Source organism: 'Nostoc azollae' 0708 (genome assembly GCF_000196515.1).
Classification (GTDB): domain Bacteria; phylum Cyanobacteriota; class Cyanobacteriia; order Cyanobacteriales; family Nostocaceae; genus Trichormus_B; species Trichormus_B azollae.
In genome coordinates this window covers 1,625,960-1,650,098 of the sequence record NC_014248.1, presented here as the reverse complement: position 1 = coordinate 1,650,098, position 24,139 = coordinate 1,625,960, and the positions used below count along the sequence as shown (strand labels likewise).

Genomic DNA, 24,139 nt, shown 5'->3' with positions numbered 1-24,139 from the left:
GCAAAATTGTTTCTGTGGTATGATTGAGAGTCTTAGACTTTATGTATTTTTGGTGTTCTTTGGGCTCGCTAATTCAAACATAACCCTGTAACTCTAACTTTTGAATAAAACAAAGACAAACGGCTATTGTATCATAAAATTGATTCTTCAAGAGGTCTATTGTATTCAAACATGCACAGGGTATAACCTAAACTCAAGGGCAACACCTGCGGTAGGATGGCATATTGAGCTATTTGAATTCTGGATGCACCAATCACTTGTAAAGATTCTAGAGACCGAGAATTGACTGCTTCAATTGCTTGCTTATAGAATTTAGCCAGAACCTATTGTCTAGATTGACAAAGCTATTTCTACAAGCTTAAAACTTGGGAAAATCCGGATTGTAAGTTATCTATCGCATATTCCGTCATAAACTATACGTCCAGCATCTAAAACGATAACTCTTTGGGCTTATTCTGCGGCTATGCTCAAATCATGTAAAACTGTAATAATAAATAGTCAAGCCTTGGTCGCTATTGAGTTCTGCTAAAATCTACATCACTTGTTGGGATGCAAGTACATCTAACCCAGTAATCGGTTCGTCGGCTAAAAGTATTTGTGGTGATTGAATTAAAGCACGTGCGATCGCGACTCGTTGTTCTTGTCCACCGAGGTTACCAGTTTTTTGATATATCTGTCTTCTGCCTCGTGCCTCTTAAATTCCTACTTCTAATAACAAAGCTTCCATTGCTTCCCAAGAAATACCTTGTTGAATATAACGGGGTGATTCAGGATTATAAGGACTACCTATACGGTCAATGCTGATAGTTGTTGCTTCATCTGGTAATACAGGTACATCTGGATCAAATGCCGTTGATTGCATTAAAGAACTAGAAAAGCCCTTAAAAACTGCAATTTTATCTTGGTCATCAGCAATACTTATAGACACTATTAGAACTTATTGAGAAAGTACAAGTTAGTTGATTATTTGCAGTATTATCATTAACTCGACAATTAACCTGTATACTTTATCTTTTTTTTATTTTCTTTGAAACCGAGTTGTTCTAATAATTCCAGAGCAAGAATCTGATTGCGTTTAGGAAAACCAAACAAAGTTTGTCCAGTTATTCTCACACCTAAAGGATCACAAAGCAGATTTTCAATAGCTGATAATTGCCGAGTTAAACCACCTCCTTGAAATAACATCCCAATGTCCCGGCGAACTTTCGTTAATGTTTGGTGAGTTATTTGTACACCATGAATGTAAATTTCACCTGCCACCAATGGGACTAACCCTACCAGCAATCACCCTTGGGTACAAATCCCTGTTTTACCAACTCACTCACAGGAAAAATAAACCCATAACCAGAGGTAGGGGAGGTAAACGCCATTCTTTTCCCGGATTTCTCACAAGCAGTAAAAAATAAATTTACATGACCTAATGTGAGACTAAATTTTGATACATCATCAATCAAAACTGAATCGCAGAGATAAATTAAATATAAAATCGCATTTATAAAGCTAAAAAAGTCACTATCTTTTTATTGGTAGTAAAATCAAAATGCTCTGGTCATAAAATTAAGCATGACAAAACAAGACTTGAATCAACCCAAGGGTGAAGTATGATTAATTAGAAATAAGTAAAAGGCAATTTAACTTCAAATTAAGCAGTATTAGTCAGCATTATTAAGCGTTTATGAGCAGTAGCAAAGATATGTCTGTATGGGCAAGAACTAGTAATCGCAATTAAAATGGGACGTGTACTTACAGTAATTAAAGCTCCTAACTGCAATAATTTGGTACGAATAGTCCCAACATTAGCATTTTGTAATTCGGTTTTAGCTAAACATTTTTGACCCAAGGCATTGAGCAAAACCTAAGCTATAGAAGAGAACCATAAACCTAATTGATTTACCGTAAATGTATGGTTGCTTGTTCTATCACTAAAAAGTTCTAATTGTTGTTCTTTAAAACGATTTTCCATCTCCCCTCGCTGACAATATTTTTGTCTATATAGTTGACTAGGAGGTACTTTCTTAGTAGAAAGTGAAGTTACAACAAAACGAACATTAGTCCCTTTTACTCCATATTCAACTTTAAAAACAACACGACGACTACGGCTCCAAGATTCACGAGCTTTATAGTCTAACGATTTATAGCAAATTGAGTTATTAATCAAGTCACAAGCAAATTCTGTAAGTTCTTCATCTGGTTTAAACATAGTTTCTAAGAATGAAACTACTGTTGATAGTTTTTCCTCAAACTCAAGGGATGCTCTACTTTGAGTCTTTCTAGTCATCCCAATTAAACGACTATTTTGCGCCAATCCAAAAACATCATCCACACCCATTTGGGATTCACACCATGTGATGATATCGTCTCTAGAATAAGCACTATATCCACCTACTAAAATCTCAACATTCTTCCATTGTTGACCTATTTATTTAATCACTCCTTGTAGTTCTGATAATGTCCCAAATGCTGGGTCTACGTTTGAAGGGTGAAGTTTGGCTGCTAATAGATGTTTTCCACAGAAAACATAAAGTGGAGCATAGCATTATCCCCCATTATAAGTATTGAAGAAAACTTGCTCCTGATAGCCGTGTACTAAGTCATCAGTTACATCTAAATCCAAAACAATTTATCTTGGTTCTTTGGCGTAAGATTCTAGAAATATTTTGACAAGTAAGCTTTCAATTTCTGATGGAGAATGCCAGATTTCATGGTACCCGCTTTCTGCTCCTTGTTCCACATCTTCAGGACAATGTTCCAGGGGATTTAATGTACTCTTTCCTGCCAATTTTGCAGGTTCATTCTCTACTCCAATGCTTTTTCCTAAAGCTATAGCAAACATCTGGTCATGACGTAATTATTCGTGGTCATTCAAGTCTTCATACCCCATGACCAGCCCGTATATTCTTTGTTTAATTAAGCTCTCTATTGAATGGTCAATCCGATTTGGCTTTCCCTAATCTTGGAAACATTGTGCAAACTGTGATGTGATTTGCAATTTTCTGTCTATTTCAGCAATTAAGCTGAATCCTGCATCTGCTCTTACTTGTCCACCCTGGAAATTGACTATGACTGGCAGCCATTTTTGTTGCTCAAATTTCAACTGTTTTGGTATACAATCTGTTGAAGATAGGGTCATGGTTTACAACTGCTGAAATGCCTGCTATATATAAATTTCCGCAGTCCTTGACCCCTTTTTTTATCTTTTTGTGAGAAATCCGGGTTTTGCCACGCAACTGTTCCAGAGTCGCTTTAGCTGAATGTTTACTTTTAAGTTGGCTATTTGCAGGGACAACAAATATAGATTTATAGGTGTATCTGCCCGAATAATTGGGACGAACTTCAGCCAAGAACAAACGAGCATTTGCTAATTGTTCAGTGTTTAAAGCCGGATGACTGCTCAAAAAAGCAACATCAGCCCGATTTGCTCGCGAAGCTTCTACAGCAGCCGTATCATCACCTATCTGAGTTTTGACAGGAATTACCAATTCTTTGGACAAAAAGCTTCCCACCGCATTGGCTTTGGTTTGTAAATCTATAGAATCAGAACGATTAGGAAAAACAATTGTTAAGGCTTTTAACTTTTGGGTAAATAAGGTAGGTATTTGTTGATTAGGATTAGGTTTAACTCCAGTTGCTTGCTGACCAATCACCCATGACCCATTACCAATCACCAATCACCAATGCCCTGAGTTACAATCCTGATATCTTCATCACAACCCAGAAAGTTAGCACCGCAAGGCATCTACCATGCTTAAGTATCCCCAACTAGAAAAAGCCTTAAAATATCACTTTGGTTATGATCAATTTCGTCCTGGACAAAGGCAAATTATCGAGGATGCGCTGCAAAATCGGGATTTAATGGTAGTGATGCCGACTGGTGGGGGTAAATCTTTGTGCTTTCAATTACCTGCACTGTTGAAATCAGGTTTAACTGTGGTCGTGTCACCATTGATAGCATTGATGCAAGACCAAGTCGAAGCACTGCGAAATAATAACATTTCTGCCACATTTCTCAATAGTAGTCTTAACTTCTATAAAGTTCGATCTCGTGAAGAGGCGATTATGAATGGTAAAGTTAGGTTGCTCTATATCGCCCCAGAACGTCTAATTAGTGATAAATTTCTTCCACTTTTAGATGTAGTTAAAGAAAAAATTGGTATCGCTAACTTTGCTATTGATGAAGCCCATTGTGTTTCCGAATGGGGACATGACTTTCGTCCAGAATATCGTCAGTTAATTTTATTAAAAAAACGCTATCCTGATGTTACCACTACTGCCCTCACTGCCACAGCGACAGACCGGGTGCGTGTTGATATTATTCAACAATTAGGATTAAAACAACCCAGTGTTCACATTGCCAGCTTTAACCGCCATAATCTTTATTATGAAGTCAGATCTAAAAATCAACGTGCTTATGCTGAATTATTAGAAATAGTTAGAGAAAATAAAGGTTCAGGAATTATTTATTGTTTAACTAGAAAAAAAGTTGATGAACTAACTTTTAAACTGCAAAATGACAAGATTGCAGCCTTGCCTTATCATGCGGGATTAAGTGATGATGAACGTTCCAAAAATCAAACTCGATTTATTCGGGATGATATACGGGTAATGGTAGCGACAATTGCTTTTGGTATGGGAATTAATAAACCTGATGTGCGGTTTGTTGTTCACTTTGATTTACCCCGTAATTTAGAAAGTTATTATCAAGAATCTGGTCGTGCTGGTAGAGATAGTGAACCTTCACGATGTACGCTATTTTTTAGCTTTGGCGATGTTAAAACTATTGAATGGAGTATTAATCAAAAAACAGATCTCCAAGAAAAGTTAATTGCTAAACAACAGCTGCGTCAAGTAATTGATTATGCAGAAGGCACAGATTGTAGACGCACAATTCAATTAGCATATTTTGGAGAAAGATTTCCTGCTAATTGTGGAAATTGTGATAATTGTCTTTATCCCAAACCTGTACAAAATTGGACAATTGAAGCGATGAAGTTTTTATCTTGTGTTGCACGGTGTAAAGAAAGATATGGAATGTTGTATATTATTGATGTGTTGCGGGGTGCGAAAAATCAGAAGATTACCCTCAATAAACATGATCAACTTTCTACCTATGGAATAGGTAAAGATAAAACATTAGATGAGTGGAGAATATTGGGGCGCTCACTTTTACATCAAGGTTTATTAGAACAAACCACAGACGGTTACTCTGTTTTGAAACTTAACGCCTTGAGTTGGGAAGTAATGCGAAAACAGCGTTCAGTTTCCATTGCTGTTCCCATCGCCCAAAAGATTAGTTTAGAAGAAGGAAATGCCAAAGCTGCGGAGGTAGAAGTTCTCATGCACAGGTTGCGATCACTCCGTAAACAACTCGCTGATGAACAAGCTGTTCCACCTTACGTCATCTTCCATGATTCTACCCTAAAACTAATGGCGCAAATACAACCAAAAACCTTACATGAATTTGGTAAGCTTTCTGGTGTAGGTAGTCATAAATTAGCCCAATACGGTGATAGATTCTTGGCAGAAATTCAAGCCTATTGTCAACAACAAAGTTTACAGCCACAAAAAACCAATCCAGTGTATTATGCACCAGTTGATAACTTTCCCTCTGATACTGAATCAACCACATTAAAACTATATGAACAAGGCTTCAATATTCAAGAAATCGCCCAAAAACGTAATGTTAAGACTTCCACAATTATCCAGCATTTATCAGACCTAATTGAAAAAAATCAATCTATAGATTTAAATCAATTAATACCTTTAGAACGACAGAAAAAAATCTGGCAAGTCTTAGATGTATTAGGTGATATTGCCCTCAAACCCATTAAAGATTATTTAGGTGAAAGTTATAGTTTTAATGAAATTCGTTTAGTGAAAGCCAAATGGCAACGGGAAAACCGCAAAACTTAGTTATAAGAGAAAAGGCTGAAAACCTAAGTTTTGGGCTTTAGCCCAGATTCCCAGTTCGTCTAGGACATTTTGCTTGATCTCTTCAGGCAGGTTAATACCCCCTAAACCTGGTTTCTTTTGCCAATTATCTAGAGATTCTTGTGGTGTACTAGTAACTTTCCACTCTTGAACTATTACTGATTCCATTTTCCTTCCCCCATACTGCACACATAATTCCACACATAATTCCATCAGCGTTAGCTGATTTTTTCTCCCCGTTTTCCTGACAAACCGTGATGTTGCAGTTGTTGTTGCATCTGTTGTCTGATTTGTTCTCTCACACTTTGTTTGTGTCTTTGGATACGTCGCACCATGAAAAGTGTGTGATCGCTTGCCACTCGGTACAATTCATTGACGGTATGTTTTATATCCAAGAGGTGGATGGCCGTGGAACTAAAAATCACACGAGCTGTAGCATCGGCAACTGGCCACTGTTGGTTGCCATAAAATCAGTTAAGTGCAGCCATTCAATCATTAATAGATAGGGGCGATCACACTAGTGAAGAAACAGTTTTTCTCCCCAAGTCAAACAAAGTCGGAAAACAAACCGACATCTCTAAGAATTCGGGGTTCCCAGCACACCTACTCCAGAAAATCAATAGGGCAGAGGTTCAGGAATGGGTTAAGCCTAAGGAATGGGTACAGGTTCAGGAAATCAGCTTGGTAGAAACCTCTAGCTTAAGCGAAGCCAGCTAAGTAGGTGGGCGGGAAAATTTATAACTATGTCATGGCGAATACAGCAACGGGGAATCAAACCATCGGAAGGGTTGCCAGTAATTTACATTTTGTTACATAGTTATGTGTATTTGTGTCTACCTACTTAGAGATAGTTGATTGTATTGCTGAATCAATTGTATTGCTGAATCAAAGGATGAATTGATGTGTAGAGGTGTTCCATTGGAACATCTCTACAAAATTTTTAGACAAAATAAACCAATAACTCAAAATATTTAAAAAGCTGAGGCTGTACTCATTTTTAATTTTTAATTCTGCCCTGTGGTACTAGCTAGTTTTCTATCAACCAGCCAAAGATTAGCTACAGCATATTTAACAACCAATGATTCTTGTGTCGCATGACAAGAACTCTTTAACACTTGAGTTTTCACTGCATCTTTTACAAGTTTAGCTTGGTAAGTATAGAGAGAACCAGCAGGGTTTTCATAGGTTAGATCTGCCAACATTGTATTATTATCCATACTTTGCTCTAAGATTTTACCTGCTACTTTATAGTTCAACCAATCCCATCCTTGACGGAGAATTATTTCTCTTTCCAAAATCTGTAATGTTGATGCTAAAAGTCCCCAACCACGATAAACTTTATGCAAAAATCCAATATCACCTGTTCTGGTTAAAATTGATCTAAAGGAATCCTGATCCAGGACACCATAATATCTTGCTTCTGGCAAATCTATAGCTGTGGGTGCAAACCGATGTCCTCCAAAATGGCTGGATCTCCAAACTCTTACATCATCCAATTGCAAATCAGAAATAGTACTTTTAGCATAAAAGTAAAAAGGATTGCCATATCTTGCACAACACTGATCATGGCTACCATGTGTACAAACTAAAATATCTCTGGTGATACTTGTTTCTATTTGATAATCAGGTTTTCCACCTGATAACCATTTCCTCACAACTCCAGCTGCTTGTTCAATATTTGGTAATTTAAATTCTTGCTTGTGGTAGCCATTGCTTAAACCCTCTTGTTTTTGATAAATCAATAATGTAGTTTGTTCTAGTTTATGTGATTGATCATTAGCAATTAATAGAAACCTGATGGATAATTTACTCCGCTGTACTTCTTCAACTAACACCCGCAAGTTATCGGGAACCAATTTTGACTGAAATGCTTCTGACATCCAAGGTTGTAGAGATTCTACTAAAATGTAAGTTTGGTAGTTTGTAGCACTACCAATAATATCTTCTCCTAGTTGCCGGGAATAGTCACAGCAGAAAAAATGATTCATATAAATTTACTCAAGAATTGATTTTATACACAAAGGTAAGGGAAATATAAAATTGTGTTTCTAGCTACCAGTTTTAGTTTTAATGGGCTTAACAACTAAAAACTGATGCCATTTTATAATTTTCCGGTTTTTTAAAGTCTTTCCGGGTAATAAATTTTCCATCTCTAAAACTCTATAGACCTCTTGCAGAATTAATGTTATATTGTAAAAGCGGATTGTGTTTGTTTGAGCCAGAAGTTAGAGTTACAGGGTTATGTTTGAATTAGCGAGCCCAAAGAACACCAAGAATACATGAAGTCTAAAACTCCCTATCATACTACAGAAACAATTTTGCAAGAGGTCTAATCCATCTAAGTAGGTGGGCGGAAAAATCTATAACTATGTCATGGCGGATGCAGCAAAGCGGAATCAAGCAATGCCAAGGGTTTCAAGTAATTTACATTTTGTTACATAGTTATATTTCTTTGTGTCTACCACTTATAAAAAGCATTACCGTAAAAGATAAATTAATTTGGTATCTAATTTTAGTCAACAATTCAGAAAATTTTACCTGCTGCAATTTTGTGGTGATCAAATCAAATTTGACGCTTTTAGCAAAAAAATTAACCTTTGTTAGAGTGGGGTAAACGCAATTAGTCTGAGGCTTACTAAATGTTTGAATATACTTAAAAATAGAATTAGTATTATTTTCAACCGCATATAAATTATCCATATTTTTACCAAGACTCTTTACTGATATAGATAAAGACATACATTCATCGTCTGGATTTGTATCCGTTTTGTTCTCTATATTACTAAGATTCTCAATAAGATTTAAAAAAATATAGCCTGTAAAGCCTTTATAAGGATAAACAACTAGGAAATGTAACTTATGGATTCAATGTTAGACCGTTTAACTTACTCTAACTACAACATATCTATCTATTTGATGCTATAAATCAGGGCAAACGTATAAAAAAACAGAAATATGAGGTTTGCTCTATTTTGCTGTACTCAACAATCTCTAGGAGACTTAAAGTCTGAATATACTTTTATTTTGATTGTCTGTATCAAGATTAACAGAATTTAATTGTAAAAGCAAGTATTTAATAAATTTTCTCATTTTGCTAATTTTTGTCAGTATCTTTAGTTTAAATAAGTTTAACCAATAAGGTTTTCAATACAAAAAATAGCCTTTTACCTATGTTACAAAATCTTGCAAAGAATTGAAAAATTCCCATTATGGTTACCACTATCTAAGCAAGGTACAGGAATGAAGAATTAACGCAGATAAATCTGTACTTCTTTATGAGGAAAGGGTCACATTATGCACGACTATAAAATTGTATTGACGAGATAATGAGAATGGGTCATGGGTAATCAATCGGTGATGAGTCAGACTGATTTCCTATCACCAATTACTAATTACCAATTACCGATTATGACATTAATATTAGCTCTTGATTTTGGTGGGACTAAACTAGCAGCAGCCACAGTGGAAGCTGGCTCTAGGGAATGGTTGGACTATGAAAATCGCCTTTCACCTGCAAATGCAGATGCTTTGAGTGATATCGAAATTATGCGATCCCTCATTGATTCTGTGCTAGGTAGATGTAAACCCGATGCTATTGGTGTGAGTTTTGGGGGACCAGTAGACGCAGCCACCGGACTTGTCCGACTTTCTCATCATGTTCCTGGTTGGGAAAATATTCCCCTTAAACAACTGCTAGAAGAAGAATATAACGTTCCTGTCAGTGTGGATAATGATGCTAATGTCGCTGCTGTCGGTGAACATCGCTTTGGGGCTGGACAGGGATACGACAGCTTATTTTACATCACTATCAGTACAGGTGTGGGTGGTGGTTGGATACTCAATGGTAAACCTTGGCAGGGTGCAGGTGGCATGGCGGGGGAAATTGGACATATAGTTGTAGATCCCACTGGGCCAGTATGTCTGTGTGGAAAGCGGGGATGTGTAGAACGTTTAGCCTCCGGTCCTTATATGGCACAAAATGCAAGGGAACTTTTGGAGAAAGAAGCTCATAATTCCCCAACCAGCACCAGAGGAGAAATACTTAAATATTTAGTAGGTAACGATTTAGACTTAATTACCGGGCAAATAGTGAGTGCAGCAGCAGCACATGGCGACGAATTAGCCAGAGAAGTATTATATAAAGCCGCTTGGGCATTAGGTGTAGGTATTGGTAATGTGGCTAACTTGATGAATCCCCAACGCTTTGTTTTAGGTGGTGGTGTCACCAAAGCCGGGGATAGTTTTTGGGCTACAGTACGCAAGGTAGCACAGGAAACCGCATTACCAGAAGTAAATTTTGAGGTAGTGCGCGCATTATTGGGGGATGATGCCCCGTTGTGGGGGGCTGTGGCCTTGGGTTTGGATGTTGTGAAGTAAAATATCTTAGCGATCAAGTTGTGGAGAATGACGTTATGAAGACGTACTATGACCAAACTTTTTGCCACCTGTAGCAGGTGGTGCAGCCTTACGTTTACCTGATGCTTGTGATGAAGGTTTGGGTTTAGCACCAGAACGAGTTGTTTCCTGATGACGACTAGGCTTGGGTTTTTGTTTGCGTTCATGGGAAGCAGAGGAACTAGCACCAGACTTTCTACCATCTGTAGAAGATAGTGCAGCCTTACGTTTACCCAATGTCTGTGGTGACAGTTTAGGTTTACTACCAGAACCAACCATCTCCTGATCAGGTCCAGGCTTGGGTTTTTGCCTACGTCCATTTTGAATTGGTTCCGGCTTAATTTCTGGGTTAATTCCAAAGCCTGTAATAACTTCCAATGGCAACTTCTGCTGAATCAGTTTTTCAATATCTGCCAACAGATGGTATTCATCAACACACACTAAAGATATAGCTTCACCTCTTGCACCAGCGCGGCCTGTGCGACCAATACGATGCACATAATCCTCCGGTACATAGGGCAAATCGTAATTCACAACATGGGGTAATTCACTGATATCAAGACCCCTAGCAGCAATATCCGTTGCTACCAGTACCTGTAAACTACCATTTTTGAACTTTGCTAAAGCGTGGGTACGCGCCCCCTGACTTTTATTACCGTGAATTGCCAGTGCTTGAATACGGTCATCGTTTAACTGCTTCACCAGACGGTCAGCACCGTATTTAGTCCGAGTAAACACCAGCACTTGATACCAATCATCTTGTTTAATTAAGTGAGCAAGTAATTGAGGCTTCTTGTCACGGTCTACCTGATAGGCTCTCTGTGCGATCGTATCAGCAGTAACATTACGGCGTGCGACCTCAATCATCGTCGGGCGATTCAGCAACCCTGCGGCTAGTTCCTTGATTTTATCAGAAAACGTAGCAAAGAATAACAAATTTTGGCGTTTTTTAGGCAAAATCGACATAATACGGCGAATATCACGAATAAAGCCCATATCCAGCATCCTATCTGCTTCATCCAGCACCAAAACTTCAATGCGTGATAGGTTCACCGTTCCCTGTTCCACATGGTCTAACAGCCGACCTGGGGTAGAAACCACAATATCTACACCACTCTTCAAGAGCCGTTTCTGCGGATTGATACTAACACCACCAAACATCGCCATTGATTTCAGCTTCAGGTACTTGCCATAATCATGGACGCTTTCCTCTACCTGTGCAGCGAGTTCCCGTGTGGGAGTAAGAATCAACGCCCGGATTGGCACCCATCCAGTAGAATTGCTTTTAACATTCTTATTTGATGACAACTGATGCAGAAGTGGCAGGGTAAAACTTGCGGTTTTTCCAGTACCAGTTTGAGCGCCCGCTAGTAAATCCCCACCCGACAATACCGCCGGAATGGCCTGCATTTGAATTGGCGTGGGTTTGGTGTATCCTCGCTCTGTAACTGCGCGAATAATTTCAGGGGATAAGGCGAGATTAGAAAAAGACATAAAACTCCATAAATAACATCGGCCTGTCGCTCATCACAGCGTCAGTCTTAGGCGGATGAATGGTTTGAAGGGCTGCATGGGCAAATCCGCCCCAAGACTGAGACCAAATGCCGCAGCACTGAATTTTAACAGACTTTGACTATTTATTGACAATAAGTTTGTCAAATTAACCAGAAGTTATACTAAAACTCAGCCTTTCGAGTTCATAACTTGGGTCTAGAACACCGATTCATTAATCCCAAAAACCTCGTTTATGTAAGGGGTAAGCTTGATATTTGATTGGTTATCTCTTCTTTAAGTGTGAATAAGAACCAATTTGTAGAGATATTTTAAATACCTCTAACGTTACAATTAATTAATTTCGGTTACTGGTTTCAATGGTGTAGGTTGGTTGAGACTACGGAAATATAAACCACTAATGAGCAACCAAAATAGTATATATCCTAAAGCTTGTGCTAAATAAAATTTCTGCTTATAAGCAAACAGGGTTTTTAGCAAAATTCCAGGAAATTGTTTATCAGGTAAGATTTCAGAAAAATCCCAAATTTGCAAACCTAAAATACAAGCATTACTTCCTTGTTGACAAATCTTAATAGCATTAATTTGCTTATAAGCCATGACGGCGGCATCAAGATGACGGAGAGCAGAAATTACTAAACCAGAGACTATTATTAATAGTAATATCCCCATCAATTGGAAAAATTGGCTGACGTTAATGCGGATAATCCATTTAAATAAGAGCATTCCGATTAATACTGCTATAGTTAGTCCTCCTATTGCTCCCAATACAGGTATTAAGCCAGATTGAAATTGGGCAACAATAAGTATGTCTCTAAACCTTCTCAGAAGACTGCAATAAATATTAAGCTAAAAATTGCCCAAGCTGCTTTTTTGTCCTCATCCAAAGCACTAGTTACAGAACTTTGGATTCCAGCTTTTAGTAATTTTGCTTGTTGTGTCATCCAAATTAATATCCAACTCAGCATAGAAGTTGCTATTAACCCTAATCCCATTTAAATCAACTTCTTGAAAACTGGTGCATAGCGCAAATCAGAGGTTTGTAATCCTTGGATGGTTAAGTTAAGAATTAACCCCACAAAAAAACTAGCTATTACTCCACTGATAACACCTAAATATACCTAGCGATGTGTAAACAAGCAAAGACAATTCCCACCACTAAAGGAGCTTCTACACCTTCGCGTAAAGTAATGAAAAAAGTTGGTAATGCAGCACTCCAACTCATAAGATATTCATTAGCTATCATTTTTACATAATTTACAATTGCTGCAAACATTACAGATTTAAGCAAGACATAATGGATGCAAGAAAGGTTGTGCGGGAGATACAAACCCCACATAATATCTGAAGCGGGGCTAGACAAACCTTTAAGAGAACTAATTATTTGGGATATTGAAGGCTTCGGAGGATACTCCAACAAAACATGAATATAGGGCATAGCCACGACCTTAAATGGACAGGGAGTGACTGTCAGACTACAAAGAGAGTAAGTTAGTATGAACTCTCAAGAATCTCCGCACCTTCAGGTCGGTGAGTATGTCAACGTTTCACAAACAAAGCCCGATACACAGGTTCAGCCTTCTTTTGTGTTGCTATTTCGCGTTCTGTGGGAACTGGAAGGGGATTTTCTGCTAACCATTCCTCTGTACCCATTTTCGCAAATGCCGGATTTTCACTAAAGTGCTCGCACATCTCTACAGCAATAAATTTCTGATCAGATTGCAAAAATACAATCCCACCCACAGCCAAATAATTAGCTAATTCTGTCACTAATTCCGGTTGCACTACACGTCGTTTTGCCTGACGAGTTTTAAACCAAGGATCAGGAAATTGAATTGTTACCCGCTGTAAAATTCCTGATGCCAAAGTAGATAAAATTGGTGCTAAAGAATTATTTACATTGCAAAACAAATAATGCAAATTGCTTAAACCCAACTCAGAACGCAACCTATTCGCTTCCTCTACCAAAGGTTCACGAATTTCCAAACCCAAAAAATTCCAGTTCGGTTCTATTGGTGCCATCTGTAGTAAAAACCTGCCTCTGGCACACCCAATATCTAAATGTAGGGGTTGATTTGGCTGTGTATAAACTTTTCCCCATTCTAGGGGATCAACTGGGGTTTGAAACTTTCTCGCTAGTGGGTTAACGTGCTGACGCACTCGAATCAAAGGCAAAATTAACTCTCCTTTAGGTTAACAAAATTAAACATAAATGTGTATAAATATTAAGTCTGACTGCTGCTACGCAGTCAGACAAAGCAAGAGGTATACTTTTGAGAAAAGAGTATTTGCACTTCTGCTTTTAACATTTTCTTAAATCTAATGGATATCAACTTTCGCTTTGCCATAGTTAGTGACCTACACATTGGTCTTCCCCACACAATATGGGAGCATCCCAGCCGATTTCATTTAGTGGAAGTTAGTATCCCAGCCTTTGAAAGTGTACTAGAACATTTAACACAACTTGATTTAGATTTTCTTTTGATCCCCGGAGACTTAACCCAACATGGTGAACCAGAAAACCATGCCTGGTTACAAACAAGGTTATCTCAACTACCTTTTCCAGTCTATGTTGTTCCTGGTAATCATGATGTTCCGGTATTAATAGCAAATGAACAATCTATTGCTTTTGGAGATTTTCCCCATTATTACCGTCAGTTTGGTTATAAAAATCCAGATCAATGTTACTACAATCATCAAATCCTACCAGGAGTAAGACTGATTGGGTTAAATTCTAATTCCTATGATCAGAAAGGTAAGCAGATAGGCAGATTGGATGGTAACCAATTCAGATGGTTAGAAGCAGAGTTAGCAGCAGTTACTGATGAATTAGTTTTGGTAATCATACATCATAATATAGTTGAGCACCTGCCTAATCAATCAGATCATCCCATGGCAAGTCGCTATATGCTAGGAAATGCACTAGAACTTCTCGATTTGTTGTGTAAGTATGGAGTGAGATTAGTATTCACCGGGCATTTGCACGTTCAGGACGTAGCTTGTGCAGATGGAGTTTATGATATTACCACCGGTTCATTAGTAAGCTATCCCCATCCTTATCGGGTTCTGGAGTTTCAGCGAGATCATATCGGTAGGGAATGGTTACAGATTGTATCTCATCGTGTTGAATCAGTACCAGATTTCCCTGATTTACAACAGTCATCAAGACAATGGATGGGCGATCGCTCATATCCCTTCCTGATCAAATTACTCACCCTACCACCCTTAAACCTGCCATTAGCCCAAGCACAAGAACTAGCTCCCGATTTGCGTGACTTTTGGGCTACCATTGCCGATGGCGATGGAGTCTTAGATTATCCTGAACTTCCCCTAGAAGTACGTCGCTACATTCAGAAATATGGGGCAATCACTCAAACTGGTCATACTACCCCCATTGATAACAATAGTAGATTGGTGATTGGTGATTGGTGATTGGGGAGCAGAGGAGCAGAGGAGCAGAGGAGAAAATTACGTATCCCTCACGGGAGCCAGAGGCATTATTACGAATTACGCTGTCGGCAAATTGCAAAAACTGAAGTATAACCATGAAGGAAAGTTCTGCCACTCACAGGGCCAATTTCACCAGCGCAGAAATAACCACCCATGGGGATATCGTGAAAGTAACGCTTAAATAACTCAGAATCAAAATTTGCTTTACCGTAGAGTCCTGCACCACGTCCGACACAACTAAACATAAGTGCAGCCAAAGGAGAAGAGCCACTAGTGCTTTGTTCTTGATATTCTTGTAAAATCAATTCTAGGTCTTCAGCCGAGGCTTGAGCATCACGGAGGTGGAATTGTAACCTTTGACCAGGACGCACGCGATCACCAATAGCGATCGCTCCAGCGGATGGATCTACTCCCAGTAAATTGCGAATTAAAAAATCACCTTGCTTTAAAGAAAGTTGAAACTCATTCATTGCCAAACCCACAAACAAAGAATGCTGTGTTAGCATCTTCTCCTCTTCACTGAGACTACTGATCAAATTCCGCAGCACCACCAAAGGTACTTGTTCATCCAACTCCAAAATAATATTGCGTTCAGCTTTAGTCACCTGTAATAGTTCACCAATTGGTCGGCATCCTTGAGCAACAATAGTTTCCAGGACAATATCACCGCTTAAAGCCAAACCCACCGTACCCTGACGATACAGGCGATCATTACAAAATAGAGCAATGCGATCGCTCACAAAACCACCGCTGGCCTGTCCCCCCACAATCACCGAACTAGGATAAGCAAAATCCAACCCCTGCAACAGATCATTAGTTCCTGACGAAAAAGCACTAGACAACAAAATAAACTGGGGTGCAGATGATGGCAGCACACCAACTAAATCAATCCAAGCATCCGGTGAACAATCCAAATCAGGCAACTGATCACCCAGAATATGAAAAGCTCGAATATCCACACCGGGTAAATGAGCTAAAGTCAAGCTGATAGCTGGTTCAGACTCGATTTCTTGAGTTTTATTCCCTGATTTTGTACCAACTACACCCGCAGCACTACAGCCAATCAGCATAGGTACTGATAGTTTTTCAGTCAGCAACGGTAAAAGTCGGGAATACTCACTTGTAAAAGCAGACGAAATGAACACCAGCCCTAAATCAGCAGGTGCTGTTAAAGATGAAACAGCTTGTTGTACCACATCTGTAACAGCTGTTTCCAAAGAATGATGGGTTGATAGGGCATTTGCCCACTGCATTTTATCTGCCATGAGTTTTGGAATTCTCTTTATGTTGAGGCTGGAAATGTATCTTATTCAGGACTGTACGGTGTGGAGTTTAGTTATCAGGACAAGGGTTAAGGATGTGGGGTTTAGGGTTTATGGTTTGAGGAAATGGGGATAAAAATGTATTATCTCCAGCATAGCTGCCTTCTGGCTACAGTAGAAACGTTCCGACGAAACGTTTCTACTGACTCCTGACTTCTGATGAATCTAAATATATTATTGTATGATTCCTTTTCTGTAGACCTGTCACCATAAAATCTTAAAACATTAACAGAAACACGGTACAAATGAAGTAATTTGCTGTATTACTTATTGATTATGAGGGTGAAATACGAACTGAACGGCTCAGTGGTTAGAATAGTAAGCGAGTAATAGAGCAAAAATAGCAATTTTTGTTTTCTTGACACTGGTATAAACAATACATAGCGAGATTAACGTAATGACCAATATTACAGAAAAAACAAACAACATCCAAGAACAGATTCAAGAAGAAATTGAACAAGCCCGTGCTGTCTGTGATGTTTCAGGTGGCAACTCCGGAGAATGTGCTGCTGCTTGGGATGCCGTCGAAGAGTTGCAAGCGGAAGCTTCCCATCAGCGTCAAAGCAAGCCCAAAAACTCCCTAGAAAAATACTGTGATGCTAACCCAGACGCAGATGAATGCCGGGTTTACGAAGACTAATAGAAATTGAGCTAACGGCTTTTCTTTTTAGTCTAGTCGGCAAGCAATCAATATCTATAATCTGAACATCTTGCGCTTCCAGTAGATTCCCCTATAAATCTCGCATTTTTCCTAGATAATCTGTGAATCTGGGCAAAAAGCAAGTTTATAGAGGGAAAAAGCAACCAAAATCCCATAAAGGCTGCAAAAATCTACCTGAATCTGGGTATGCTCAATTCTCAGCAGATCAGGGTAAATCTAAATTCACCCTGATAGTATTTAGAGACAAGAGCAGAATATCAGCTACAAACGTAAATGTTGCTTACTTTTTTTCCCAAAATATAGGAGTAAACTATAAAATTTACCCACCCACTTACTTATTCAAAGCTAGTACCGCCGTGAATTAAAAATGCTTCTTTCAGAAGAGCTAAGCTAACAAAATAGTGCTTCCAGCAGGCTGAGCCAACAAAGTTCAAAATGTATAGGGCGTTAGCTTTTCAGAGATTTAAATGGTTGGTTTATTTACGCCGTACTATACTATATCAGCAGCAAACTCTATTGAAAGATTTTATCAATCAAGTAACAAATAAGTAAAGCAGATTCTAGGTAAATGAAGTACAAAATTTAAATTAAAAAGTGGCTCTAGCCTAAGGTTAGCCATACACTACGTTGCTCTATCAAGAATAAGAGGGTGGTTGAAAATTTATGCTGTAGCTTGCTTCCCGCACGGTACATAGCGCAGCGAAGTGAAGCATCTCAGAGTGATCCGGTCAACCCCTAGATTCTAGAACCTCCGCCACGCTTCACCTTCACTCAGTGTCCCGAAGGGATACAGAACGACAAATTATACCTTTTCTAACTTTTCAAAGATCCTCTAAAAGGGGTTTGACTCCTTAGTTCTGAATTCTGCTGTAAATTTATCATTGATCAACTGACAGAAATTATGCCACAAATTTGGTTTCGCCCTTACGTCTGGATGGATTATAGATTAACGTTATTATTTGCCTTAATTATTCCCCTAATTCTCCTAATTTGGGCATTCGTGCAACAATCAGAAGGAATACATCGCTTGTTAATGATTTACTGGCGAGTAGCGAGTCTATTAGCAATCACAGCTTACTTGATGATTGGCGGCATGGCAGTAAGTTTTATCTCTGGCTTAATAGCTCGTTTTCTGATTCCCATATCCCTATGGTTTTGGGTGGATCTCAATGATGAAATCGAGTATCAACCAAATAGTCTATTAAAATTTGTGTTCACATCTTGGCGCTGGGCAATGACTCTTTACTGCGCTTTAGGTATAATAGGCTTTGCACCTTTTGTGGGTTGTGGTTTTTCAGGAAATGCCCTCAAAACCCCCTATTGTAGCGTTTGGCTAGAAGCACCATTAATGTTTAAAGACTATTTTCATCATAATAGTAAACCAGCCCTTTTAGGTTTTCTGGGAATAATAGCTTTAATAGTTTATGTGGCTTACTTAAGCTATTTTGTAATGATAAAGCTAGGGAAAAAGGGACGTTCCGCAACACAATAAAAAAAAGATAAAGTATACAGGTTAATTGTCGAGTTAATGATAATACTGCAAATAATCAACTAACTTGTACTTTATTTTTTTGATGGATAATTCAATCGGTAAAAGGCTGGAACAATATACTGTCAAACGACCTCAAGAAGTTCTACTAGTGTCTATAAGTATTGCTGATGACCAAGATAAAATTGCAGTTTTTAAGGGCTTTTCTAGTTCTTTAATGCAATCAACGGCATTTGATCCAGATGTACCTGTATTACCAGATGAAGCAAAAATTATCAGCATTGACCGCATAGCTAGTCCTTATAATCCTGAATCACCCCGTTATATTCAACAAGGCATTTCTTGGGAAGCAATGGAAGCTTTGTTATTAGAAGTAGGAATTTAAGAGGCAGGAGGTAGAAGGCGGATCAGAAGAAGGGGAAGGGGAAGGCGAGGAGGGGATAAAATCTAATAACCCTTTTGAATTTTGTTGGCTCAGCCTGCTGGAAGCACTATTTTGTTAGCTTAGCTCTTCTGAAAGAAGCATTTTGAATTTTTATGTCCAGATCTGGATACACTCTGCCGGTTTTCGCTTGTGCTGCGGCTGTTGCTGCTTTACATTGGTTACGTTATCGTCAACCTCTGAACATAACTACTGTTGATTTGATTTTACCAGCCGAAATAGCAGAAATACCAATTGAACAGGTAGCAGGAATATCTGAAAATTCGGCTTTGGCTATTACTCGAAGTGATCCTGGTGATAACTTGGATTTGACTAAAAATACACCGATTTGGGCGATGGTGGGATGGTATGAGGGATATGGGGAGTCAGTAATTATTCAGGGGGGAGAGGGGATTGGCAAGCAACTTAATGGTGAAGGGAAAGCAGCAATTTATGGTTATGCTCAGAGATTATTAACAGAAAATTTGCAACGGCTGTTAGCACCTAGGGAAAAAATCACAGTCACAATTATTTTACCCGAAGGGCGCTCCCTCGCTGTCAGAACTTCTAATTCTGCTTTTGGTGTAGTCGAAGGTCTTTCTTTGTTGGGAACAACAGGTATTTCTCAACCTTTGAGTACACCAAATCAATTAACAGCTTTTCGTGCTGATTTACAAACTAAAGCCAGTCGGTTTGAGAGTTTAGTTTTCTGTATTGGTGAAAATGGCTTGGATTTCGCAGCAAGATTGGGCATTAACCCTGAAAGGTTGGTAAAAACTGCTAACTGGTTAGGACCAATGTTAGTGGAAGCTCATATTTTAGGGGTTAAGGAAATTTTATTGTTTGGTTATCACGGTAAGCTGATGAAACTGGCAGGAGGGATTTTTCACACCCATCATCACTTAGCTGATGGCCGACGGGAAATTCTAGCAGCCCATTGTGCGATCGCAGGTTTACAACCTTCAAATGTAGAAGTAGTATTTTACAGCGCCACTGCTGAAGCTGCATTAAAACACCTCCATTCGCTAGACAGTAATACTGGCAGTAATTGGGTAAATCAAGTTTATAGCACCATTGCCGAAACCATTGATATCCGTTGCCAAGAATATCTTAAAAGCCACAGTGAGAGGGTTACAGTCACAACACTTTGTGGTTCAGTTCTTTTTGATCGCGATCGAGAAATTATCGTCAAGAGTAAAATTGGTTGTATTTTAATGGAAAAATTGTGTTAACTTATTATGAATTATCATAAATAAACCAAATAAATAATCTTTTTCAGTAGATCATTATAGCTTTTAATACAAGCCAAATTTGTCGGATCAACGGACGCGGTAGCAGTCGCGTCTATATATTAGGTAGGATATTAGGGTTTTTTGACCATTACTAGCCTAGCCTAAAAAGCCAGAAGTGCTAATCACGTTTTATCTTTAAAGACACACTCTCGACATAATGAATACAGCGGTGACTCTACCAACCAAACAAGCACCTCAAGTACAAGAAAATTTGGGGGCTATTAATCGCCAAATAATTGTTATTTTAGACTTTGGTTCTCAATATTCTGAACTAATCGCTCGGCGTATCCGTGAGACTCAAGTATATTCTGAAGTTCTCTCCTATCGCACCACAGCAGAACATTTACGCCAATTAAATCCCAAGGGAATTATCTTGTCTGGTGGGCCAAATTCAGTATATAGCGATTATGCGCCCCATTGTGACCCAGAAATCTGGAATTTGGGAATGCCCATCTTAGGTGTATGCTATGGAATGCAGTTGATGGTGAACCAACTAGGTGGGGAAGTCACCAAAGCTGAGCGAGGTGAATACGGCAAAGCACCATTATATATAGATGATCCCACCGATTTGCTAACTAATGTTGAAGATGGCACAACAATGTGGATGAGTCATGGCGATTCAGTCACAAAAATGCCATCTGGATTTGAACTATTGGCACATACAGAAAATACTCCCTGTGCTGCTATTGCTGACCATGACAAGAAACTTTATGGTGTACAGTTCCATCCAGAAGTGGTGCATTCCCTTGGTGGAATAGCATTAATTCGTAACTTTGTTTACCACATCTGCGACTGTGAACCCACCTGGACAACAGCAGCTTTTGTGGAAGAATCAATTCGGGAAATTCGCGCTAGAGTTGGTGAGAAGCGCGTATTATTGGCTCTTTCTGGGGGTGTAGATTCTTCCACTCTGGCATTTTTGCTGTATAAAGCCATTGGTGAACAGCTAACTTGTGTCTTTATCGACCAAGGCTTCATGCGTAAGTTAGAGCCTGAAAGATTACTCAAACTATTCCAAGAACAGTTTCATATTCCGGTGGAATATGTCAATGCTCGCGATCGCTTTATTAAAGCTATTGCTGATATCATAGACCCCGAAGAAAAACGCCGTCGCATCGGCCATGAATTTATACGCGTATTTGAAGAAACCTCCAAAAAACTCGGTCACTTTGACTATTTAGCTCAAGGTACTCTCTATCCTGATGTGATTGAATCTGCTGATACTAATGTTGACCCCAAAACCGGCGAACGAGTAGCAGTAAAAATTAAGAGTCATCACAATGTTGGTGGTTTACCCAAAGACCTCAGATTTAAACTCGTTGAACCCTTGCGCAAACTTTTTAAAGATGAAGTCCGTAAAGTAGGTCGTTCCATTGGTTTACCAGAAGAAATTGTCCAAAGACAACCCTTCCCCGGCCCCGGTTTAGCAATTCGTATCTTAGGCAAAGTCACAGCCGAAGGGTTAAATATTTTACGCGATGCTGATTTAATTGTCCGCCAAGAAATCAATCAGTGCGGCTTGTATCATGACTATTGGCAAGCATTTGCCGTATTATTACCAATTCGGAGTGTAGGCGTAATGGGTGATAAGCGTACCTACGCTTACCCCATAGTTTTACGGATTGTCACCAGTGAAGATGGGATGACAGCAGACTGGGCCCGTGTACCTTACGATGTCCTAGAAGGAATTTCTAACAGAATCGTCAATGAGGTAAAAGGCGTTAACCGTGTGGTTTATGACATCACTTCCAAGCCACCGGGAACTATCGAGTGGGAATAGGTGACAGGTGACAGGTCACAGGTAAGAGAGCAGGGGGAAAGATTAATTCTTTCTTGTTTCTTCTAATCGTGGAACGTGGCGATATCCTGACTCCTGACTCCTGCTCCATATAGTTCATTTTTTTGGCGATAAGTCCTAAAAAAATCGCCAATTATCAATATTTATCTAATTTAGGAAACCCTGATGAATAATCCTAGTTTTTACCACTAGATTAAGAAAATTAATTAACGGTAATAAATCTCATTTAACGCAGTAAAATTACCATTGGTATGGTGGCTGAGGATAGCAAGAAAAGTTGATGTAAAATTCTTCTTTCTAATTCCCAACACCTATGGAGATCTTATGCAAAATAATCTCCGTCTGATTGGATTACGCATTCTGGTAGTTGATGATGATGATGATAGTTGCTTTTACCTGACTATCGTCTTAGAAGCAGATGGAGCCATAGTTAGAACAGTTCCATCAGCAGCATTAGCTCTAGAAATACTACCCAGATTTAAACCTGATGCTTTGATCTGCGATATTGCACTACCTGGTGAAGATGGCTACACTTTAATTCGGAAAGTGCGATCTCGCAAAGCCTATGAAGGCGGCAGAATTCCGGCTGTTGCTTTAACTGGTTATGCAGATAGTGACGATCGTAGCCGTGCCTTAGAAGCTGGCTTTCAAACTCATGTAGCTAAACCTGTTGATCCTGGTGAATTAGTAGAAATTATCGCCAATTTAGTCACATTTTCTAAGTGTTAACTTGGAAATGGGAGTAAATCAAAATCTACTACCTTACTCGATTTTCAAAACTAATGCTTTCAGACTTATAAGCTGGTGGCTCAACGTGAGTTAAAATCCTGACAGGACTAAAGCGTTCTTCTAATTGACGTTCTAGTTCTTCAGTAATTCGATGAGCAGTTTCTACATCTGGTGCATCTACTATTAAATGCATTTCTATAAAAACTTGGCGACCCAAAACGCCACGGGAAGCAATGTCATGACAGTTAATTACGCCTGGGACAGAAACTGTGATCGCATGAATGGCTTCGGGAGCGATCGCCATTTCATCTACCAACCAAGGTAAGTTCTCTTTTAACACTGACCAACCACTCCAAAATACTAACAAAGCTACCGGAAAAGCCAACACCACATCTAGCCATTGAAAATTTAGCCACCAAATACCTATTAACCCTCCCAGCACAGAGATAGTCACCCAAATATCACTCATTGTATGTGTGGCATCAGCCATTAAAATTGAACTACCTACCCGTTTACTAACACTACGTTCATAAAAAGCGACAGAAATATTTATTCCTAGGACAATTAATAATAACCACAACTCAGAACCTGATATTTTCACAGGTGAACCACCTTTGAGAATTTGTTCTATTGCTCCTTGGAGAATTTCAAAACAAGCTATCCCTAAAAAAGCCGCTATCCCCAAAGCACCCACAGCTTCAAATTTATGGTGTCCATAGGGATGTTCTCGATCTGGTAACGGAGAAGAAAACTTACTAGCAATCAATCCTAAAACGTTATTGGCGCTATCTGTCACACTATGTAATGCGTCAGCCAACAAGCTTAAAGAACCTGTTGAATACCCTACCACTACTTTTAATGCCATCACAAATAAGTTGAGCAGGAGAGTAATAATTAAAACCCTTCTTACCTCAGCGCGATTATCGTAACTCATAAACAATTTATAACATCATGTTCTATCACTTCTACTGTAAAACCTAAAGCAAAAATAAAAACAAAAGAAATGTATCAAAGTCCTACAGTATAACGAATAAAACTCTCTATAAAATCTAAATTTTTTACAGAACTATTGAGATTAATTATAGTTAAATTTCATTGCAATGCAGTAATAGATAGCTACTATTCTTGTTGATAACAGACTA

At 38.9% G+C, this 24,139-nt stretch carries 21 protein-coding genes and 4 pseudogenes; 9 read left to right on the top strand and 16 right to left on the bottom strand.

The annotated features are described in order from the left end of the window. Positions 1-158: 158 nt before the first annotated feature. From AAZO_RS37370 to AAZO_RS07525, 6 genes and pseudogenes are all read right to left on the bottom strand, one after another. Positions 159-320: pseudogene (locus AAZO_RS37370) on the bottom strand (phosphonate ABC transporter, permease protein PhnE); the annotation flags it as partial. 133 nt (positions 321-453) lie between these two features. Beyond that, positions 454-682 (bottom strand): annotated as a pseudogene (locus AAZO_RS37365) (ATP-binding cassette domain-containing protein); the annotation flags it as partial. 12 nt (positions 683-694) lie between these two features. After that, positions 695-928, bottom strand: coding sequence for a DUF7734 family protein (locus AAZO_RS33495; protein WP_013190775.1), 234 nt, complete (start codon positions 926-928; stop codon positions 695-697). Between the two features lie 65 nt (positions 929-993). Next, on the bottom strand, positions 994-1,260 hold the full coding sequence (locus AAZO_RS07540; RefSeq protein ID WP_187289618.1) for a P-loop NTPase family protein: 267 nt from the start codon (positions 1,258-1,260) through the stop codon (positions 994-996). A gap of 382 nt (positions 1,261-1,642) precedes the next feature. Next, a pseudogene (locus AAZO_RS29325) lies at positions 1,643-3,130 on the bottom strand (IS1380 family transposase). Between the two features lie 85 nt (positions 3,131-3,215). After that, positions 3,216-3,665 (bottom strand): annotated as a pseudogene (locus AAZO_RS07525) (PhnD/SsuA/transferrin family substrate-binding protein); the annotation flags it as partial. A gap of 76 nt (positions 3,666-3,741) precedes the next feature. Here AAZO_RS07525 and recQ point away from each other — a divergent pair. Continuing rightward, entirely contained in the window at positions 3,742-5,910 is a 2,169-nt protein-coding gene (gene recQ, locus AAZO_RS07520) for a DNA helicase RecQ (RefSeq protein ID WP_013190774.1), read from the top strand. Here recQ and AAZO_RS26195 read toward each other — a convergent pair whose 3' ends face one another. The 3 genes from AAZO_RS26195 to AAZO_RS07510 form a co-directional block, all read right to left on the bottom strand. Next, positions 5,911-6,096, bottom strand: a complete 186-nt coding sequence (locus AAZO_RS26195; RefSeq protein ID WP_144031256.1) for a hypothetical protein — start codon at positions 6,094-6,096, stop codon at positions 5,911-5,913. A 50-nt stretch (positions 6,097-6,146) separates the two neighbouring features. Then, on the bottom strand, positions 6,147-6,287 hold the full coding sequence (locus tag AAZO_RS35055) for a hypothetical protein (protein ID WP_187289617.1): 141 nt from the start codon (positions 6,285-6,287) through the stop codon (positions 6,147-6,149). A gap of 645 nt (positions 6,288-6,932) precedes the next feature. Beyond that, positions 6,933-7,916 carry a sucrase ferredoxin gene (locus tag AAZO_RS07510; RefSeq protein ID WP_013190773.1) on the bottom strand — a complete coding sequence of 328 codons (984 nt, stop codon included), beginning with the start codon at positions 7,914-7,916 and terminating at the stop codon, positions 6,933-6,935. Positions 7,917-9,336: 1,420 nt separating this feature from the next. Here AAZO_RS07510 and AAZO_RS07500 point away from each other — a divergent pair. Continuing rightward, the gene (locus tag AAZO_RS07500; RefSeq protein ID WP_013190771.1) at positions 9,337-10,305 is read left to right on the top strand and encodes an ROK family protein; all 969 of its coding nucleotides are present in this window, start codon (positions 9,337-9,339) and stop codon (positions 10,303-10,305) included. A gap of 33 nt (positions 10,306-10,338) precedes the next feature. Here AAZO_RS07500 and AAZO_RS07495 read toward each other — a convergent pair whose 3' ends face one another. The 5 genes from AAZO_RS07495 to trmB form a co-directional block, all read right to left on the bottom strand. Continuing rightward, a complete protein-coding gene (locus AAZO_RS07495) occupies positions 10,339-11,817 on the bottom strand; it encodes a DEAD/DEAH box helicase (protein ID WP_013190770.1) in 1,479 nt (492 codons plus the stop codon). Between the two features lie 351 nt (positions 11,818-12,168). Next, on the bottom strand, positions 12,169-12,561 hold the full coding sequence (locus AAZO_RS41100) for an FTR1 family protein (protein ID WP_266888708.1): 393 nt from the start codon (positions 12,559-12,561) through the stop codon (positions 12,169-12,171). Positions 12,562-12,659: 98 nt separating this feature from the next. Next, the gene (locus tag AAZO_RS41095) at positions 12,660-12,830 is read right to left on the bottom strand and encodes an FTR1 family protein (protein ID WP_266888706.1); all 171 of its coding nucleotides are present in this window, start codon (positions 12,828-12,830) and stop codon (positions 12,660-12,662) included. Positions 12,831-12,946: 116 nt separating this feature from the next. Beyond that, positions 12,947-13,111, bottom strand: a complete 165-nt coding sequence (locus tag AAZO_RS37360; protein ID WP_228371558.1) for a hypothetical protein — start codon at positions 13,109-13,111, stop codon at positions 12,947-12,949. Positions 13,112-13,374: 263 nt separating this feature from the next. After that, the gene (gene trmB, locus AAZO_RS07485) at positions 13,375-14,010 is read right to left on the bottom strand and encodes a tRNA (guanosine(46)-N7)-methyltransferase TrmB (RefSeq protein WP_013190769.1); all 636 of its coding nucleotides are present in this window, start codon (positions 14,008-14,010) and stop codon (positions 13,375-13,377) included. 147 nt (positions 14,011-14,157) lie between these two features. Between trmB and AAZO_RS07480 the strand changes: the two genes are divergently transcribed. Further along, entirely contained in the window at positions 14,158-15,267 is a 1,110-nt protein-coding gene (locus AAZO_RS07480; protein WP_013190768.1) for a metallophosphoesterase family protein, read from the top strand. Between the two features lie 68 nt (positions 15,268-15,335). Here AAZO_RS07480 and AAZO_RS07475 read toward each other — a convergent pair whose 3' ends face one another. Further along, positions 15,336-16,550: an FIST signal transduction protein gene (locus tag AAZO_RS07475; protein WP_013190767.1), complete on the bottom strand. Its 1,215-nt coding sequence runs from the start codon at positions 16,548-16,550 to the stop codon at positions 15,336-15,338. A gap of 454 nt (positions 16,551-17,004) precedes the next feature. On the opposite strand from AAZO_RS07475, the gene AAZO_RS07470 reads away from it, so the two are divergent. From AAZO_RS07470 to AAZO_RS07440, 6 genes are all read left to right on the top strand, one after another. Beyond that, positions 17,005-17,247 (top strand): Calvin cycle protein CP12, encoded by a 243-nt coding sequence (locus tag AAZO_RS07470; RefSeq protein ID WP_013190766.1) that lies wholly within the window; start codon positions 17,005-17,007, stop codon positions 17,245-17,247. A gap of 922 nt (positions 17,248-18,169) precedes the next feature. Continuing rightward, the gene (locus AAZO_RS07460) at positions 18,170-18,760 is read left to right on the top strand and encodes a DUF3177 family protein (RefSeq protein WP_013190765.1); all 591 of its coding nucleotides are present in this window, start codon (positions 18,170-18,172) and stop codon (positions 18,758-18,760) included. Positions 18,761-18,842: 82 nt separating this feature from the next. Further along, positions 18,843-19,142: a DUF7734 family protein gene (locus AAZO_RS07455; protein WP_013190764.1), complete on the top strand. Its 300-nt coding sequence runs from the start codon at positions 18,843-18,845 to the stop codon at positions 19,140-19,142. Between the two features lie 152 nt (positions 19,143-19,294). After that, positions 19,295-20,410, top strand: coding sequence for a cobalt-precorrin-5B (C(1))-methyltransferase CbiD (gene cbiD / locus AAZO_RS07450; protein ID WP_013190763.1), 1,116 nt, complete (start codon positions 19,295-19,297; stop codon positions 20,408-20,410). 217 nt (positions 20,411-20,627) lie between these two features. Then, positions 20,628-22,250 (top strand): glutamine-hydrolyzing GMP synthase, encoded by a 1,623-nt coding sequence (guaA, locus tag AAZO_RS07445; protein WP_013190762.1) that lies wholly within the window; start codon positions 20,628-20,630, stop codon positions 22,248-22,250. A 342-nt stretch (positions 22,251-22,592) separates the two neighbouring features. Further along, on the top strand, positions 22,593-22,997 hold the full coding sequence (locus tag AAZO_RS07440) for a response regulator (protein ID WP_013190761.1): 405 nt from the start codon (positions 22,593-22,595) through the stop codon (positions 22,995-22,997). Positions 22,998-23,025: 28 nt separating this feature from the next. On the opposite strand, the gene cdf31 is transcribed toward AAZO_RS07440, so the two are convergent. After that, on the bottom strand, positions 23,026-23,931 hold the full coding sequence (gene cdf31 / locus AAZO_RS07435; RefSeq protein ID WP_013190760.1) for a CDF family zinc efflux transporter Cdf31: 906 nt from the start codon (positions 23,929-23,931) through the stop codon (positions 23,026-23,028). Positions 23,932-24,139: the final 208 nt, after the last annotated feature.